This is a genomic window from Oceanobacillus profundus, from assembly GCF_003515705.1.
Classification (GTDB): Bacteria; Bacillota; Bacilli; order Bacillales; family Amphibacillaceae; genus Oceanobacillus; species Oceanobacillus profundus.
Genome location: NZ_QWEH01000001.1, coordinates 284854 through 302837 on the forward strand (window position 1 = coordinate 284854; position 17984 = coordinate 302837).

15 protein-coding genes are annotated in these 17984 nt (G+C 39.4%); 12 read left to right on the forward strand and 3 right to left on the reverse strand.

Features of this window, described 5'->3' with window-relative positions; all coding sequences use genetic code 11:
* Positions 1-49: 49 nt before the first annotated feature.
* Positions 50-1276, reverse strand: coding sequence for an MFS transporter (locus tag D1B32_RS01360; protein WP_240033698.1), 1227 nt, complete (start codon positions 1274-1276; stop codon positions 50-52).
* 266 nt (positions 1277-1542) lie between these two features.
* Here D1B32_RS01360 and D1B32_RS01365 point away from each other — a divergent pair, with 266 nt between their 5' ends.
* The 5 genes from D1B32_RS01365 (at position 1543) to D1B32_RS01385 (ending at position 7712) form a co-directional block, all read left to right on the forward strand.
* Positions 1543-3471, forward strand: a complete 1929-nt coding sequence (locus D1B32_RS01365) for an ATP-dependent DNA helicase (protein ID WP_118888440.1) — start codon at positions 1543-1545, stop codon at positions 3469-3471.
* A gap of 245 nt (positions 3472-3716) precedes the next feature.
* Entirely contained in the window at positions 3717-4763 is a 1047-nt protein-coding gene (locus tag D1B32_RS01370) for an ArsR/SmtB family transcription factor (RefSeq protein ID WP_118888441.1), read from the forward strand.
* 30 nt (positions 4764-4793) lie between these two features.
* Complete coding sequence (locus tag D1B32_RS01375) at positions 4794-5984, forward strand: MFS transporter (protein ID WP_118888442.1); 1191 nt, start codon at positions 4794-4796, stop codon at positions 5982-5984.
* Positions 5985-6186: 202 nt separating this feature from the next.
* The gene (locus D1B32_RS01380; protein WP_118888443.1) at positions 6187-7098 is read left to right on the forward strand and encodes a phosphotransferase; all 912 of its coding nucleotides are present in this window, start codon (positions 6187-6189) and stop codon (positions 7096-7098) included.
* A 41-nt stretch (positions 7099-7139) separates the two neighbouring features.
* On the forward strand, positions 7140-7712 hold the full coding sequence (locus D1B32_RS01385; RefSeq protein WP_118888444.1) for a hypothetical protein: 573 nt from the start codon (positions 7140-7142) through the stop codon (positions 7710-7712).
* A 76-nt stretch (positions 7713-7788) separates the two neighbouring features.
* On the opposite strand, the gene D1B32_RS01390 is transcribed toward D1B32_RS01385, so the two are convergent.
* Positions 7789-8421 carry an NUDIX hydrolase gene (locus tag D1B32_RS01390; RefSeq protein ID WP_095314106.1) on the reverse strand — a complete coding sequence of 211 codons (633 nt, stop codon included), beginning with the start codon at positions 8419-8421 and terminating at the stop codon, positions 7789-7791.
* A 287-nt stretch (positions 8422-8708) separates the two neighbouring features.
* Between D1B32_RS01390 and D1B32_RS01395 the strand changes: the two genes are divergently transcribed.
* From D1B32_RS01395 to D1B32_RS01420, 5 genes are all read left to right on the forward strand, one after another.
* The gene (locus D1B32_RS01395; protein ID WP_095314108.1) at positions 8709-9392 is read left to right on the forward strand and encodes a phosphoribosylaminoimidazolesuccinocarboxamide synthase; all 684 of its coding nucleotides are present in this window, start codon (positions 8709-8711) and stop codon (positions 9390-9392) included.
* Positions 9393-9866: 474 nt separating this feature from the next.
* Positions 9867-10916, forward strand: coding sequence for a Delta(5) desaturase DesA (desA, locus tag D1B32_RS01405; RefSeq protein ID WP_118888446.1), 1050 nt, complete (start codon positions 9867-9869; stop codon positions 10914-10916).
* Between the two features lie 90 nt (positions 10917-11006).
* Positions 11007-12143 (forward strand): sensor histidine kinase, encoded by a 1137-nt coding sequence (locus D1B32_RS01410; RefSeq protein ID WP_095314114.1) that lies wholly within the window; start codon positions 11007-11009, stop codon positions 12141-12143.
* Positions 12140-12739: a response regulator transcription factor gene (locus tag D1B32_RS01415; RefSeq protein WP_095314116.1), complete on the forward strand. Its 600-nt coding sequence runs from the start codon at positions 12140-12142 to the stop codon at positions 12737-12739. Before D1B32_RS01410 ends, D1B32_RS01415 begins: the two co-directional genes overlap by 4 nt.
* Before the next feature lie 23 nt (positions 12740-12762).
* A complete protein-coding gene (locus D1B32_RS01420; RefSeq protein WP_095314118.1) occupies positions 12763-13554 on the forward strand; it encodes a carbon-nitrogen family hydrolase in 792 nt (263 codons plus the stop codon).
* Positions 13555-13713: 159 nt separating this feature from the next.
* On the opposite strand, the gene D1B32_RS01425 is transcribed toward D1B32_RS01420, so the two are convergent.
* Positions 13714-14394 carry an adenine nucleotide alpha hydrolase family protein gene (locus tag D1B32_RS01425; protein WP_095314120.1) on the reverse strand — a complete coding sequence of 227 codons (681 nt, stop codon included), beginning with the start codon at positions 14392-14394 and terminating at the stop codon, positions 13714-13716.
* A 766-nt stretch (positions 14395-15160) separates the two neighbouring features.
* Between D1B32_RS01425 and D1B32_RS01430 the strand changes: the two genes are divergently transcribed.
* Entirely contained in the window at positions 15161-17572 is a 2412-nt protein-coding gene (locus tag D1B32_RS01430) for a Na+/H+ antiporter subunit A (protein ID WP_095314122.1), read from the forward strand.
* The gene (locus tag D1B32_RS01435; protein ID WP_095314124.1) at positions 17559-17981 is read left to right on the forward strand and encodes a Na(+)/H(+) antiporter subunit B; all 423 of its coding nucleotides are present in this window, start codon (positions 17559-17561) and stop codon (positions 17979-17981) included. Before D1B32_RS01430 ends, D1B32_RS01435 begins: the two co-directional genes overlap by 14 nt.
* The last annotated feature ends 3 nt before the right edge of the window (positions 17982-17984 follow it).

Genomic DNA, 17984 nt, shown 5'->3' on the forward strand with positions numbered 1-17984 from the left:
TAAGACATATGCTGCATTTCCTGATTTCATTCGGATAACAATTTTTCACTTAAGCATACCATTCTCGAATCTTTTCATCTGTTGGCAGCAAATATGTTAGAAATCCTAATAAAGGAAGAAGTGAAATCATAATCATGGTCGGTGTCAGCCCGATAAAGTCAATTAGCGTTCCGAGAGCAACCGAGCCAATTGCCCCCATTCCAAATGCTAATCCAACAATTAAACCAGACATCGTACCGATTTTCCCTGGAACAAGCTCTTGTGCATAGACGACGGTAACGGAGAAGCTGGACATTAAAATAACTCCAATGACAGCAAGTAAAATAATTGCAAGAACTGGACCAACATGTGGCAGTAATAATGCAAGTGGTGCAGAAGCGATTAGTGAAAATAGGATGACGGTTCGCTTTCCAAATCGGTCTGCCAGTGGTCCGCCTAAAAATGTTCCAACAGCTCCCATCGCTAGAAACGTAAAGATATAGACTTGAGATTTAGCAATTGTAAGGTCGTAGTTGTCAATTGCGTAAAATGCATAGAAGTTCGAAATAGCAGCCTGATACCACGAGCGGGAAAAAACAAGAAAAATTAACACGATAAGTGCACTTTTAATTGCCCGGGACATATTTTTATTCGGTTTTACTGCTTTTTGAGCTCCCTTCGACCGGGAAAATTCTTTAACCCTGGCAGCATACCATTTTGCGATATGCATAAGAAAAAAGACAGCGAGCGCAGCGATTAATGTAAACCAAATGGCTCCAAATTGTCCTAACGGAACGAGCACTAATGCTGTAATGACGGGTGCCAATGCTTGCCCGGAATTTCCGCCTACTTGATAAATTGATTGAGCGAGCCCTCGCTTTGTCCCGGCAGCAAGATAGGCAACACGTGAACCTTCTGGATGGAAAACGGCAGACCCTAAACCAATAAAGACGACGCTTATGAGGATCATCCAGAAGTTAGGAGCCAAAGCTAAACCCAGCATCCCAAACATGCTACTCGTTAGCCCGATTGGTAAAGCGTATGGGATTGGATGCTTATCCGTGTACATACCGACCAATGGTTGCATCACGGACGAAACCATATTTAATGTAAACGCAATGAGTCCAAGCTGTGTAAATGTCAGACCTAATGATTGTTCTAAAATAGGGAACATCGCTGGGATAACAGCCTGAAGCGAGTCATTTAATAGATGACATGTTCCAATGATAAATAAAATCGAATAGACTGGCTTGTTACTAAATGTGGAGCTTACCTTCTTCTTTAGTGCCTTTTCCAACATATTTCCCTTCTTTCTCATAATAGAAAAACGAACAATGTGATTAACCTTATTGCTATTGTACAACTGATGCTAAAAATAGCAATGGTTTTTGCCCTGAATAAAAATAGTTAAAGAGGTTCATACTGCCTGACAGACATCCTGTACTTTAAACAGATTCAAATGATTCACAGCAGAATGAGCTCTAATATGCCTGTAAAATTGCAGAAATTTTAATAGATATATGGTATCATATAAACTTATGACAATTAGTAGAGGGGTTTACGATGACAAGAAATACTTCCATTCCATTTACGGTTTCGAAAGATGATAATTTCTTTGATCGATTAGGAGATTATATTGGTGATGTATTTTATGATATTTTGCCAGAACAAGGATTTGAATTACGTGATGAACAAATTTATATGGCCTTCCAGCTTGAGCAGGCATTTAAAAATAAACATACGATATTTGCTGAAGCAGGTGTAGGTACAGGGAAAACGCTTGTCTATTTATTGTATGCGATTTGCTATGCACGTTATAAAGGAAAGCCTGCGATTATAACGTGCGCAGACGAAACATTGATTGAACAGCTCGTGAAAAAGGGCGGAGATATTGAAAAGCTAGAAAAATCGCTCGGACTTGAGGTTGATGTACGACTAGCAAAGGCGAGAGAAAACTATGTGTGTATTAAAAAGTTAAACCCGCTTGCTGAAATAACAGACGATGAGGATATCTTAAGTGTGCATGACGAGATTCCGGAATTTGTTTTTGACACGAGTGCAGTAATGAAATCGTTTGAACGCTATGGTGATCGTAAAGAATACCCGTGGGTTTCTGATGAGAAATGGGAGAAGATCGCTTGGGACCCGCTCCAGCAATGTGCTACCTGTGACTGGAGACACCGCAGTGGCCAAACACTGAATCGAGAATACTACCGCCATGCCAAAGATATTATTATTTGTTCGCATGATTTTTATATGGAGCATGTGTGGACAAAGGAATCTCGTAAGCGGGAAGGACAATTACCATTGCTCCCAGAAGCAAGTTCTGTTGTATTCGATGAGGGGCATCTTTTAGAAGTTGCCGCACAAAAAGGGCTGACCTATCGATTTAACTTTGAAAACTTGACCAATGTGTTGACAGGTTATATGGGTCAGGATGTTCGTGAAGAATCATTGCTTTTAGTAGAAGATATTTTATCATTAAATGACGAATGGTTTGAATTATTAGGTGAGACAGCTGTACCTGTAGAAGGATCGAACCGTCAGGACATTCCTCGAACGGACACCATGGTGGACATGGCTAAGAGGTTGAATGGAATGGTTCAGCAATTACTGGAACAGTTGGTCTTTGATGCAGAATTATTTTCCATGGATGAATACCATACGAAGATTATTGAGGAATACTTGGAGTTCTTCAGTTATGGTTTAATGAACTTATTGAAGGACGACCAAGGCATCTATTGGCTGGAAGAAAATGATACGACAACAAGTCTAGTTGTTATGCCGCGCTTAGTAGAAGATGTTTTGGAGAAGGAAGTATTTTCACAAAATATCCCATTCGTCTTCTCGTCGGCAACACTTTCACAAGGTGGAGATTTCACCTATTTAGCAGAGAGCTTAGGAATTAGTGACTTTGACTCGTTTACGGTAGCTTCTCCATTTGATTATGAAGAAAATATGAAGCTAAACGGTCATATAGAACAAGAACAGACGATGAAGTGGGAACAAATCGGAGCCCAGTTAAAAGATAACCAAGGCCATACACTTGTCCTGTTTTCTTCTGAGAAAGAAATGAATCAATTTCGGAAGTGGGCAGACACGCAAGAGTGGGATTTTAGGATGCTCTATGAAGGAGAGTATGAGATTAGCGCGACAGTAAGGAAATTTCAAAAGGAAGCGTCTGCGGTCCTATGCACCCATAATTTATGGGAAGGACTCGATGTCCCTGGAGAAGCATTAACACAAGTGATTATTTCGTCCTTGCCATTTCCGCCGAAGGATCCCGTATTCCAAGCAAAACGCAAGCATGTCAGCGACCCAATCATTGAGGTTGATCTGCCTTATATGCTGCTTCGTCTCCGTCAAGGAATTGGCCGCTTGATACGAACAACAGACGACCACGGCGTTATTCAATTATGGATGACAGAAGAAGATAAAACATTATATCAGAAAAAAATAGATGACATTTTACCGGTTGAGATGAATTGGTAAGATATATAGAGGAGGCAGTTATTGATAACTGCCTCTTCTCTTTTTAGCTTTCCCATCGCGCCATGACACCAAAAGCAAAAATAAAGCACCCATCTGCCGCACTATGACACCAAAAGCAAAAATAAAGCACCATCATGTTCCGCCATCAACACCTCCATACCTTAAAACCGATTTCGGTTCTAAAATAGTTGAATTATTAGTTCTATAAGTATAGAATAAAGAAAAGTCTAAAAAGGGGGAATTGCATGGACGTTATTAGTGCAACTGTGAAAAAACGAGAAACGTACAGCGTTCACATTAAATATTCGCCACTTTGGGAATGTGCATTGGGCATAGCGGCTATTACAAATACAGCCCTTATTGATTCGTTGGAAAAGTCGATTAGCTACTGGAAGGAAATGCGGGAATCTTTATCACATCGGTTACGTGAGCATCTCGAATATGTTGAAAAAAATAACACATGGAAGGCATTACTTCAGCTATTACATCAAAAAGATTTCACAACACTTCAAGAGTTTACCTCCTATATCGAAATGCTTTCAGAAAAGAGATTAAAATTTATTTGCCTGCCATTTGTTGGAGATGCGTATCAAGCGCTAAGAGAACGTGCTGCAAGTCGAGAGAAAGAAGCAATAGAAGCGTTACAGTCACTTACTGCTGCAAATCCATTTTTTCCGGAATACATTGCTTTTATTAGTAACATGGAACAAATGCAATTGAAAAAGCATCTGGTTGAGGTTATGACAGACTGGTATAAACAAGTTATTGAAAATGACCCCGAGCAACTGGAAAAAATCCTGCAAGCAGATGTAGCAGCCAAAAAGAAAATGGAAGTAAAAATGGATCCAGAGGAATTTGTTGAATGGGCAACTGCTGGAATCACATATCTTCCAGAGCCGAGCGTCCACCATGTGCTTTTAATTCCACATGTTACGTATCGGCCATGGAATATTGTTGCCGATTTGGAAGACACGAAGGTGTTTTACTATCCAGTCGCAAACGAAAGCATTTCACCCGATGACAGGTATTTGCCAAATGACTTTTTATTGCTAAAGTACAAAGCACTTGGAGATGAAGCAAGACTGCGGATAATTAAATTATTGTTCGAAAGAAATCGTACACTTCAAGAAATTACAGAAAGAATGGGAATGGGCAAATCCACCATACATCACCATCTTAAAATATTGCGTGCAGCACAATTAGTTGAAATGAAGGACACCAAGTATGCGCTCAAAACAAAAGCAATTGATTCGTTAACAAAGGAATTAGCACTATACCTTCACCAAGAATAGACCGATAATTCTAAAAGAAATTGGTGAGTTATGAACTTATATAAAAACAAATCCTTTACACGTATTTGGGCAGGAAATGCATCCTCTGAATTAGGCGGCGCATTCGGAACATTTTGTAATTCTTTACTCGTCTTTGAATTGACAGGGTCCCCTATGGCTTTAGGAAGCATGTGGCTGCTCTATTTTTTACCATCCCTCCTACTCCAATTATTTATCGGTCCCTATATTGATCGCTGGAGCCGAAAATGGATCATGATTATTGCGTTATGGAGTAGGGCAGCTATTTTCCTAATCCCGCTCATAGGCTATATGACAGGTACATTAGCACCTTGGCATATATACGCCGTTCAGCTCGCCGTTGGTTTAATTACACCTTTGTATGTTCCGGCAAATCAAGCAATACTTCCGACTCTTGTTGCCAAGGAGCAGCTGTCAACAGCAAATGCGTATGTTGATGGCATGGTTCGTTTAATGATGTTACTCGCTCCTGTATTAGCTGGAATTGTCATCGAGTACATCGGAATTCATATTACCTTACTGCTTGTCTGTCTTTTACTAGCTGCAAGCGGAAGTTTGCTGCTAGGTATTCGTGAAGGGAATCGCCCACAGACGACAAGACAAACCTGGCTGGAACAATTTACTGAAGGAGTCGGATATTTTTTCAGGCAAAAAATTATTGTTTGGCTAGGCGTTTTCCTTGCAGTTGTCCAGTTTGGTGTTGGGGTAACCCTGGTCATTGCGCTTCCTTATATAACCGGGGAATTAAACGAAAGCTATGCAGTGTATGGATATTTTATGGCTGGTTTTCCACTTGGTTATGTTATCGGTACACTGCTCGTAGGGAAAATTAAGTTTCGTGACCGTCGTTTCCTAATGCTGGGAGCACTCGTTATTGGGGGTATGACCTATATTAATTTAGGAATAACAACATCGATTTATTTGGCAATCACAACAGAAATCGTTGCGGGTATAGCGATGGCAATTTTTAATGTACATAACCTCACGATATGCCAGCAAATTATTCCAAATCATCTTATGGGAAAGGTCTTCTCTGTTCGTCTGTTAATCATTAGAGGGATGATGCCGATTGGCGTATTAATAGGAGGCGTTTTCAGCGAGATTTGGGGAATTAGATCGCTGTATCTAGGGATTGGTTCTCTCATATGCGCGATTTCTCTGTTTGGTCTATTACTGCCGTATTTCAGATTTATCACGCATTAACGGACTGTAATACCCCCGCCTATAAGCATGAGGGAACCAAAAACTTGTGAAAGCGGGGGATAAACAACCCGTAAATTCTTGATTCTGTTTAACTAACATTCAGTGGGGAAGGGAACCCCCTACTGAGTGAAGTTTCACTTTATTGATAAAAAAGTTGAAGATAGGAAACTAGTTTCGTAATAAAACATAAGGGGCGTTTATGATGACAGGAAAAGAAATTTTAAAGAAGTTTGGAATTTACATGGAAAACGAGCCAGTAAGCATTTATCCATTTTCACCAGTGTACCGAATAGACGATGTTGTTGTGAAACGAACTCAAAAACGACCGCAACCTTTAGTGGGCTATACAACGTATTTATATAAAGAAGGCATAAACGTTGTCATACCTGTACAGTTGGAAATGGATAACCCGCAAACCATCGGAAATGAAACATTTGTCGTTTATCCCTTCATCACTGGAACAGTCTATGCTGGAAAAGATCATGAAGTCTACGAGGCTGGAAAGCTATTAGGAAAAATACATCATCTATCTCCAGAAGAAAACGTATTTCAATTAGGAGAGTACGATGTGTATGACTTTACAATTGATGAAGTTGTTGAAAGTGTTGAAAATATCGAGAAACATGCAAAGCAAAACAACTTTGAGCTGAACGCTGAATTGCTGCAGGAAAGGCTCACACACATCGTTTCTCGACAAGAGGAATTACAGCGTGCTAGTCTTCCGATGGTTATGACACCGCACGATTATAAAGCCAATAACTTAATTTATACGCCAGATCCATATTTAATTGACCCGGATAATGCTGTGTGCATTCCAAGGATTTTTGATTTAGCCTTGGCATTGCTGCTTTTTCATAATGAGATGGAAACAGCACCAGATCAAGTGTTTACGCCAAAACAATGGGAACTTTTTCTGAAAGGATATAAAGAATATGTAAGCCTGTCAGCGTTGGAGTTAAGATATTGGGAAAGAGCTATTGAACATGTATTTTTAGATGAGGTTATGTGGCTGATGGCAGAAGTAGAAGAGGACTGGGAAAGAGACTCACAACGAAAGCTGTTTGCAAGTTTGCTAGCATTGCTTGAAGATAAATCTGCTTATAGGCTTGGTTAAGGGTAAAGGAAGTTGAATTTGCCCAGGACAGGAGGTTATGTATGAAAAAATACCGTGTCATTGTTGCTTTGTCTCTGTTTGTGCTGCTTATTAGCTGCAGCCAGGGGACAAGTGATTCTGAAACAGATGTTGTACAAGAAAAAATAAATGATGTATTAGGGATAAATCCATATATTCCGCAAACCGACTTCCCGTTTGGCTCTTTACTAATTGGCTATGAAATGGAAACGGAGGAAGGAGAAGTTAAAACAGGTGACCCGATGCAAGCGGAGGTCATCTATTATTTTTCAAAGGATGAACCATTGGATGAAGAAATGAAGAAAGCGTGGGGAGACGATCGGAAACAATTAATTTACGGTGACCTGTATTTAGATAATACAGCCATACAGATGACAATCTCTAAAGGCAGAGTCGGAGAACTTGCAGGTGCTGAATGTATTGAGGTTGACGGACATGAGGTTCAGTATCAGGTAGTAAATGAAGAACTGGATGTCGTTATTATGGGAATGGATTTCAATGGCTATGGTTATACGATTCAATATTTTCTGCTAGAGGACGAAACGGAGGAGGACGCAATCGCGTTTGCCAAAGAGATAATTCATAATAATAAATAACAGAGGGGAGCAAATGGAACATGCATTTGCTCCCTAATTTGCTTATAACTTTCGTAGCTGATTACCATCCTGACTATCAGGATGGTTTTTCTTCAGCTTTTACTAATTGAATAAAGTGCGTGAGTATTCTTGCTGTAAGTCCCCAAATGACCTTTCCATTATATTCATAGAAAAGCTCGTCAATTTGGCGGACTCTCCAGTTATAATCTTCGCCCCCAACAATTAAATGATACGGGAAATCTGTCTCGGGTGAGACTTGCAGATTTACTTTATAGCACTTCGGTTCGCTTTCCAAAAAGAAAGCGAGCGGAACCGTGAAAACCTCGCCAACCTCGGAAGGGTTTGGGGTAATCTGTTCTAAATTTGAAATTCTCCCAACAAAAGGATAAATAATTCTGCTCAAATCATTCACAATATAATCAAGTGGAATAACGTCATCAATACATGCATCAGATATTCCGAGCTCCTCTGTAGTTTCTCGAATCGCACAGTGTCTTGGATCTGAATCTGTTTTATCGATTCTGCCACCTGGAAAGCAAATATCTCCAGGCTGACTGCGCATATGCATGGATCGTACTTCAAATAAAATATGAGTCTCACCTTCTACCTCTACAAGCGGAAGTAAAACGGCAGATTTGCGAAGTTGATGATGACCAAGAATGCTCGGTGTTCTTCCTTTTAATTTAGCTATGACGGTTGCTGAATCCAAAATATCACCTCCATAAAGGCAAAAGCTCTATTAGCAAAGTCTACTATAGTCAATTAAAAATAACTATATCCCTATTATATGAAGAACCTTAGAGAAAAGTATAGCTATCTGTTCTAAAGATTCAGAGGTTACATTCCTAATTTTATGATAAAATAACGAATGTAAAGTCAATTTACCAGGTAGGATTGTATAAAAATTCCCTACTTGCAAAAGTGCAATTAAGGAATTCGCTTAATGACTCCGCGAATACCAAGTTTTCTAAAAATGATCGAGTGAGGTGCCCAGCAGTGAAGCAGTTATACGCAGGTAAAACAAAGGATGTATTCGAGCTAGAAAATGGTAATTACTTACTAAAATTCAAAGACGATGTAACAGGTGAAGATGGCATTTTTGACCCTGGAGCAAATACAGTAGGGCTATCAATTGAAGGTGCTGGGAAGGCAGGACTAAAACTTACACAATTATTTTTTGAAAAATTAAAGGAAAAAGGCATTCCAACACATTATATTTCAGCAGATGTGGAAAACACAACGATGACAGTTGTGCCGGCAACGGTATTCGGAGAAGGACTTGAAGTGATTTGCCGATATCGTGCGGTAGGCAGCTTTTTACGCCGTTATGGAAAATATGCAGACGAAGCTCAAGCTCTGAATGGTTTTGTTGAAGTGACGTTAAAGGACGATGAGCGCCAGGATCCTCCAATTTCCAAGGATGGACTGGCTATGCTTGGAATTTTAACAAATGAAGAATATGAAACATTGAAAGAATTGACCCGGGAAATCTCTCAAGTCGTGAAAGACGAATTAGCGAAGAAAGCTATTGAGTTATATGATATAAAACTGGAGTTCGGTAGAGACGCTAATAATCAAATCTTACTTATCGACGAAATTTCCGGTGGAAACATGAGAGCTTACAAAAACGGAGAATACATTGAACCACTAGCCTTAGAAAAAATGATGCTAAACAACTAATCACATGTATAGTCAAAAAAATCCTGCTCTTTTTTTATCTGAAAACGAGCAGGATTTTTAGCATTACATAGAATAGAACGCACCAAAAACAAAAATAAAGCACCATTCCGCGCTCGTATGACACCAAAAAGAAAAATAAAGCACCATCCCGCGCTCGTATGACACCAAAAAGAAAAATAAAGCACCATCCCGCGCTCGTATGACACCAAAAACAAAAATAAAGCACCATATAGCTCTCCTATGACACCAAAAAGAAAAATAAAGCACCATTCCGCGCTCCTATGACACCAAAACAAACACCATCCCGCGCTCATCTAGCGCCAAATTAACCCGCTCTCCTACAGTCCTCAACTATCAAAATAAGTTCCTGAACATGACAAATGTCATCCCAATCCATGACGTTTATGACTTATGAAAGATCTAGATGCACATTAAAATAGTATAAAGACACATCCTTTTCTAAGGAGGAAAAAAATGAGTAAACAAAAACAAGCACAATTACGAAAAAGCGTTTCTATCTTTGCTAAGTCAGATACAAGAGCGAGCATCATTCAACTAATTAATTCAATACTTCCATTCTTCCTGTTATGGTTTCTGGCATACCAGAGCCTATCCATATCGTTTTGGTTGTCCTTGCCAATCTCGATTATTGCAGCAGGATTTGTCGTTCGAATCTTTATTATTTTCCATGACTGTACACATATGTCCTTTTTCAAAAACGGAAAAGCGAATCGGGTTGTTGGTACAATTACAGGCATCATCACCCATTTTGCTTTTGAAAAGTGGAAACGGGATCACTCCATTCACCATGCGACAAGTGGTAATCTAGATAAACGAGGAACTGGTGATGTATGGGTAATGACAGTGGCCGAGTATGCTGAAGCTTCGTTTTGGGGGAAATTAGCGTACAGGCTTTACCGTAATCCAATTATTATGTTTGGGCTAGGACCGGTATATCTTTTCTTAATTTCAAACCGTTTTAATCGAAAAGGTGCAAAGCGTAAAGAACGATGGAATACGTATTTGATTAACGTCTCCATTGCGATTATTTACGCATTACTAATTTGGGCTGTTGGCTGGCAGGCATTTTTGCTTGTGCAATTACCAATTTTGTTTATTGCTGGAGCTGCAGGAATCTGGTTGTTCTATGTACAGCATCAGTTTGAGGACTCTTATTTTGAAAATGAGGACGAATGGGATTATGTAAAAGCTGCGGTTGATGGAAGCTCTTATTATAAACTTCCAAAGGTAATCGAATGGATGACGGGAAGTATTGGTTATCATCATGTGCATCATTTAAGTCCAAGAGTTCCAAACTACCACTTGGAAAAGGCCCATGAATCAACACCACCATTACACCAAGCAACAACGATTACGTTAGCTACAAGCTTACAATCGCTTCGCTTTCGACTTTATGATCAGAGAAGCAGATCGTTTGTTTCTTTTAGAGAATTTAAGAAACTTGAGCGCGATGCAAAATTGTCACTTCGATTGGAAGCTAGAAGAACAAGCTTGCAGAAATAATAGAACATGTATAAAACCCTTCATATATCACATGTGAAGGGTTTTTGGTATACTAAGACAAAACAGGCAATGAACAAAGGAGCGGTTGAAATGCAGCATTGGTATCATATTTTTCCGAAAAATACTGGTCTTAGTCTTTTTGCATGGATTGCATTTTGTCTGCTTCCGTTTTACTTTATTCTTCGTTCCTCTTCGCCAGCTGAGATCGCTATTGGTATTGTGATGATTGTATTATTTTTTGTTACATATCGGCTGGCGTTTATAAAGCGAGGCTGGACTGTATATGTATCAGTAGGTATTGAAATAATAATTAGTGTTGGAGTCACACTATATTTCGGATATGTCTATTTTTCATTATTTCTTGCCTTCTTTATTGGGAATATCCAAAATAAAGCTGGTTTTATTTCGTTGTATATTGTTCACCTTGTAACGACAATTGTAGCTGTAAGTATTGGGTTCTCCATACAGACCGAAACTTTCTTTACGCAATTGCCGTTTATTATTATTTGTGTCATTGGAGTTATTTTACTTCCTTTTAATATGTATAATCGAAATAAGCGTGAAAAATTAGAAAACCAGCTAGAGGATGCAAACCAAAAAATTGCCCAATTAATTGTACTTGAAGAACGAGAGCGCATTGGCCGAGACTTGCACGATACATTAGGGCAAAAGCTTTCGCTAATCGGTTTAAAGAGTGAACTCGCTGGAAAACTAATCGGGGTAAACCCAGAATCAGCAAAAAGAGAGCTTACGGATATTCACCAAACGGCAAGAACAGCTTTGAAAGAAGTTCGTGAATTAGTTTCCGGGATGAAGGGGACCAAATTAAAAGATGAAATGCTTCGTGTACGTCAACTTCTTGACGCTGCCCAAATAAGCTGTGACGTAGTGGGGGATCCAGATGTAATAGATGCTCCATTACTTGTCGAAAATGTATTAAGTATGTGTTTGAAAGAGGCTATAACAAATGTGGTAAAACATAGTGAGGCAACGAAGTGTACAATAGTTCTGAAGCAAACACCGGATAAATGGTCCATCTGTGTTATGGATAATGGGGTAGGTATCCAAGACGAGGTATATACGTTTAAGGGGAATGGGATTCTCGGAATGAGGGAGCGACTAGAATTTGTTAATGGGGGCTTAACGTTTGACTCAGAAAATGAAACAAGCCTTATCATTCAGGTCCCGCGTGTAATTCAACAGACGGAACAGGGGGAATCGTCGTGATTCGAATCGTGATTGCTGAAGATCAACAATTGTTACTTGGAGCATTGGGTGCTCTACTTGATATGGAGGAAGATATGGAAGTGGTCGGACAGGTGAAAAACGGTGAAGAGGTATTGGAATTAGTAGAGAAACTAAATCCAGATGTTTGTATAATGGACATAGAAATGCCTGTTAAGACCGGCTTGGATGCCGCTGAATCTTTAAAAGATGATACCTGTAAGGTAATTGTTCTGACTACTTTTGCTCGTTCTGGATATTTTGCACGAGCCCGTAAAGCAAATGTTAGTGGCTATTTGCTAAAAGACAGCCCAAGTGAGGAATTAGCAAATTCAATTCGTGCGATTATGGCCGGGCGCAAGGTTTATGCGCCGGAATTGATTGACATGGCCTATGACGAAGGAAATCCATTGACAGAGCGTGAGGAGCAAGTAATGAAACTCATTGCAGATGGGAAGACGACAAAGGAAATTGCGAGTCAGCTTTATCTGACAAATGGTACCGTTCGTAATTATGTATCATCCATTATGGATAAACTGAATGTCAGCAATCGTATTGAAGCCATTTCCAGATTAAAAGAAAAAGGCTGGTTTAAATAAAAATTTGAGGAGTGACAAAGATAATGAAACATGCAATCTATCAAATGAAAATTATTCCAGGTGATCCAGAGGGAAATCGAAGAAAAATTAAGCAATGGGCAGAAGAGACCGTGCGAACGGAAAAACCAGACATCATTGTCCTACCGGAAATGTGGACTACATCTTATACCTTAGATGAGCTAGAAACATTATCAGACCATGATGGGGAGCCGAGCCTTTCCTTTTTAAAAGATGTAGCAAAAGCAAATGATGTACATATCATTGGCGGTTCGATTCCGAATATGAAAAACGGAGACATCTATAATACTAGCTTTGTTGTGAATAAAGCAGGGGAACTTGTCTATCAATACGATAAAATCCATCTTGTGCCGATGCTGAATGAGCCAGCATACTTAACAGGGGGAACAGAGAAGGTTCAATTATTTGAGCTTGATGGAGTGAAAATGGGGCTGATTATCTGCTATGATCTCCGCTTCCCGGAATTAGCAAGGAGTCTTGCGCTTAAAGGAGCAGAAGTTCTCTATGTTGTAGCAGAATGGCCAAAAGCCAGAGGAGAGCATTGGAAGGCGCTTCAGATTGCTCGAGCGATTGAAAATCAGTTTTATGTTGTTTCATGTAATTGTGTAGGTACACATGATGGTGTGGAATTCTCAGGTAACTCGATGGTAGTCGATCCTTGGGGTAATACATTAAAACTCGGTAGTGAACAGAAAGAAGAGACGATTGTAGAATCAATTGCCTTAGAAAATGTAAATAGCTTTCGTAGCGATGTACCTATTTTCACAAGTAGAGTTCCGGAAATGTACGAACTCTAGACATCGAGAAAACATTACAAAAAAGCTACGCCATTCAAGCTGAAATGTCGTAGCTTTTCATAATAGGTAAGCATTTGAATCACCTTATTGCATAAATGAATGAAGTATCCTCTGTAAAAGGAATACTTCATCTTTTGCAACCGATAAAGATGCGGTTTATTATTTCTTCACGTTTGGTGGTTCTTTCATTGCTCCTGTAATAATATCCTCTGTTACGTGAACCTGACACGTTTTTCCTTTGCTATTCACAAATTTAAAAACGCCATTATTAAAGTCTGTTCCAATTTCTTTGTAGAAGATACCTTCGTATAAATTATATTTAGACCTGGCAAAACTTAATCTGTACGTTTCATTTTCATCTTTTTGCAAGAATGCGCGCACTCCTTTTTCATAGGTAGTGTCTTCGATGCTTTTAAGCGTACGATCAATGGAAACAATATGAATATCAATAAAGGTCATTTCTCGAAGTAATGCGTTTATGATGGAACCTTTTGTGATTTCTTCCCAGCGATTTTGCGGGCTTTGCCCAATAATGATTTGTGTAATATTTTGATTGTGTGCGACCTCTGCAATAACTTTCACGAATGGACGTCTTTCATCATCGCGAATCATGAATTCTTCTACGTCTAACTCATCGCAAAGTTCCTTCCATCGTTCTACGTAACCTGATTTATCGGCATCAAATTCGTCATATGGCAATGCATCCACAGTCAAAACATATAATGGGCAATCCATAATCTGAGCCAACTTATGGCCCCGCTTAATTAACCTTTCTCCATTAGGACCATAATAAACACAAACTAAAATGCTTTCGTCCATCCGACCTCTTATTTTTTTCATAACGGTACCTTCACCTCTTGACCTATTCATTTAACGAATAATCCCGTTCTGACTATACCAAGATAAGTCTTAGCAGATCCTGGATTTCTAAGGGCTAGACCCGGATTACCGTTGAAATTATTTTAAGTGGAAAAACTCACTAATTATCGTGTATTTATTTTTGAAACTGTATCATTCTAACATGGAATAATCAATTCGTGAAGCCCTAAAAATATAAAAATTGTATGAATCACTTATAGCATACGTGATTTGGATTATTAATTCCAGAGTTAACTGGTAATTTGTTCACTCTATAAACTTTAAAAAGTGCGTAGCATATTATTTTCCTGTATAATAAACAGAGGAAATCACAGTTCCCTTTTAAATCCCGTTTATATTATTACTACAATTTTCTGTAGTATTCTACGCATTATATATTTTTTTAGTTTATTCACTCTTATCATTCCACTGAAATTTAAGCGAGTTTGCGAAAATTCAATTCACGATTGCTTTCATCCATCTAAGGATAGGAGCTCTTATCATTGTATTTAAATATTCTGTATTAATTTAATTGAAGATGTAGAATATAACGTATGTTATTTGTAAACTCCAGTTCACTATGCCCAAAACTTTTCACGCATTAACGTGATAAAAAAGCAAAACGTGGAGGTAGGGGATAAACACCCCGTAAATCCCTAATTCATCGGCGGAAAGGGAATCGCCAATGAATGAAATTTCACTTTTTTAAGGAGTGGGGACCGGAACAATTTTGAATGGAGGTTATCATTTGTTGACGTTGAACATCGCAATAATTATTCCTTTTATTGCAGCTGCACTAATTCCTTTAATTTACAAAAAAATCCCCAAATTCCATATTGGTTGGTTTGCTATTATCGTATCAGTGGTCTTATTTATTTATCTTGCCCGTTACATTCCTTCCATTGCCAATGGAAACGTAATTGAGAATACTGTTCATTGGATTCCTGCATATGGTATTAACTTTACTGCGTATTTAGATGGGCTAAGCTTGATTCTAGCTCTGTTAATTACAGGTGTAGGGTCACTTGTGATATTGTATTCCATCTTCTATTTATCGTCCAAAGAGTCTCTTGGACATTTCTATACGTATCTTATGCTTTTCATGGGAGCGATGCTTGGGGTTGTGCTTTCCGATAATATGATGGTTTTATATGTTTTCTGGGAACTGACCAGTATTTCTTCTTTCTTACTCATTGCATTCTGGTATCAACGCAAGCGGTCGAGGGATGGTGCGAGAAAATCCTTGCTCATTACCGTCGCGGGTGGATTTGCGATGCTTGTAGGATTTATTATGATTTATTCAATGACAGGCACATGGAGTATTCGTGAGGTGATTGGGCTTGTAAGTGAGTTTTCCAACCACGCTTTGTTTATTCCAGCAATGATTTTGGTATTATTAGGAGCATTTACAAAGTCGGCGCAGTTTCCATTCCATATTTGGCTTCCAGATGCAATGGAAGCTCCAACGCCAGTCAGTGCTTATTTGCACTCAGCGACAATGGTTAAGGCGGGGATTTATTTAGTTGCACGCTTTACTCCGATATTTGGTGGAGAGGTGAGCTGGTTCTGGCTTGTAACAGGTGTCGGTATCTTCACACTGTTTTGGGGTTCCTTTAATGCGGTTCGCCAAACAGATCTTAAGGCATTGCTTGCATATTCAACAATTAGTCAGCTTGGTATGATTATGAGTATGTTTGGGATGGGTTCTGCAGCGCTGCATTTTGGCTATACTGTGGAATCGACTTTCTATACACAAGCAACTTTCGCAGCACTGTTTCACTTAGTGAATCACTCAACATTTAAAGGGGCGCTATTCATGGTCGTAGGGATTGTCGACCATGAAGTGGGAACACGTGATATCCGTAGGCTTGGTGGGTTAATCACCTTAATGCCGATTACATTTACTTTTGCTACAATTGGAAGTTTCTCGATGGCTGGGTTACCGCTTTTCAATGGCTTCCTAAGTAAAGAAATGTTTTTTACTGCTGCTTTAAATATAAGTGAAGCTGGGTTTTTCTCACTAGATACATGGGGTGTTTTAATACCGATAATTGCATGGGTAGCGAGTATCTTTACTTTTGTCTATTCGATGATTATCGTTTTTCAAACATTCCTTGGGCCGTACCAGGAAGAGAAGCTGGAACATCCTGCACATGAACCTCCAATTGGTATGCTGGTTGCGCCTGGGATCTTGGCACTGCTTGTAGTTGGGCTATTCTTTGTTCCAAATCTGCTTGGAGATTATTTGCTGCGCCCAGCGATGGCTAGTATCTTCCCGACGCTTTCTGGTGAAGAATTAGGTGTGCCTATATACGCATGGCATGGCTGGGAGAGTCCAGAGTTATGGATGACAGTTGGGGTAGTTATCATCGGAGCATTGCTTTATATCTACCGCAAGTATTGGACTGGTGTATATCGCCTGTTTCCGGAAAAATGGTCGTTTAACGTGTTCTATAGCTTTATCCTTGATTGGATGGAGGAACGATCGACAGCTATTACAAACAACTACATGACTGGATATCTTCGTGATTATCTAGTATATATTTACCTTTTCTTCATTGTCGCAATTGGGGGAACAATCCTTTACACTGGCGCGTATAGCTTTGATATTTCTGGTAATGCGCCGATTACGACATTTGAAGCAATTATCGCTATCGTCATGATGATAGCTGCTATTTCGATTTTATTTGCTAAATCGAGACTGACTGCGATTTTGATCAATAGTATTCTTGGTTTTGGGGTAGCTGCTTTCTTCGTCCTTTTCCGGGCTCCGGATCTGGCATTAACGCAGCTTATCGTGGAGACTGTAACGACGGTGCTTTTCCTTGTTGCTTATTATTTCCTGCCTGAATGGCAGAAAGAGGATGTGCCGCGCAGGTCAAGAAATGTAAATATCGTGATTTCGATTTTAGTTGGTGTTGTCTTTACCGTTATCGCGCTTGCAGTACAAAATGGAAGATTATTTGAAACAATCTCAGGTTATTTTGAAAACTCCTATGAATTAGCAGGTGGGAAAAACATTGTAAATGCAATCCTTGGTGATTTCCGCGCGTTTGATACAATGCTTGAAGTTGTTGTTCTCCTCATAGCTGGGATTGGTGTATACACATTCATCAAATTAAAAGCCAAAAAGGAGGATGAACACTTTGAAGATCAATAATGTCATTTTACGAACAGTGGCTAAAATTGTTGTTTTCATTATCCTTACATTGGCAACGTACCTGTTTTTAGCAGGTCATAATAGTCCTGGTGGGGGATTTATCGGCGGACTTGTCCTCGCCTCGGCGCTCGTATTGCTTTTTATTGTGTACGATATCGAAACGGTTCAGAAAGCAATTCCTGTTGACTTTAAGAAGGTTGCAGCTTTTGGTGCCTTTCTTTCCGTAGGAACTGGGTTTGGTGCTTTGATTTTTGACGTGCCATTTTTATCACAGTCTTTTGCCTATTTTAATCTCCCTTTCTTTGGGGAAACAGAACTTACAACTGTAACTATTTTTGAGGCTGGGGTAGCACTTGTCGTAGTAGGGGTAGTTGTAACGATTATTCTAAGTATTAGTGAGGATGTGTAATCT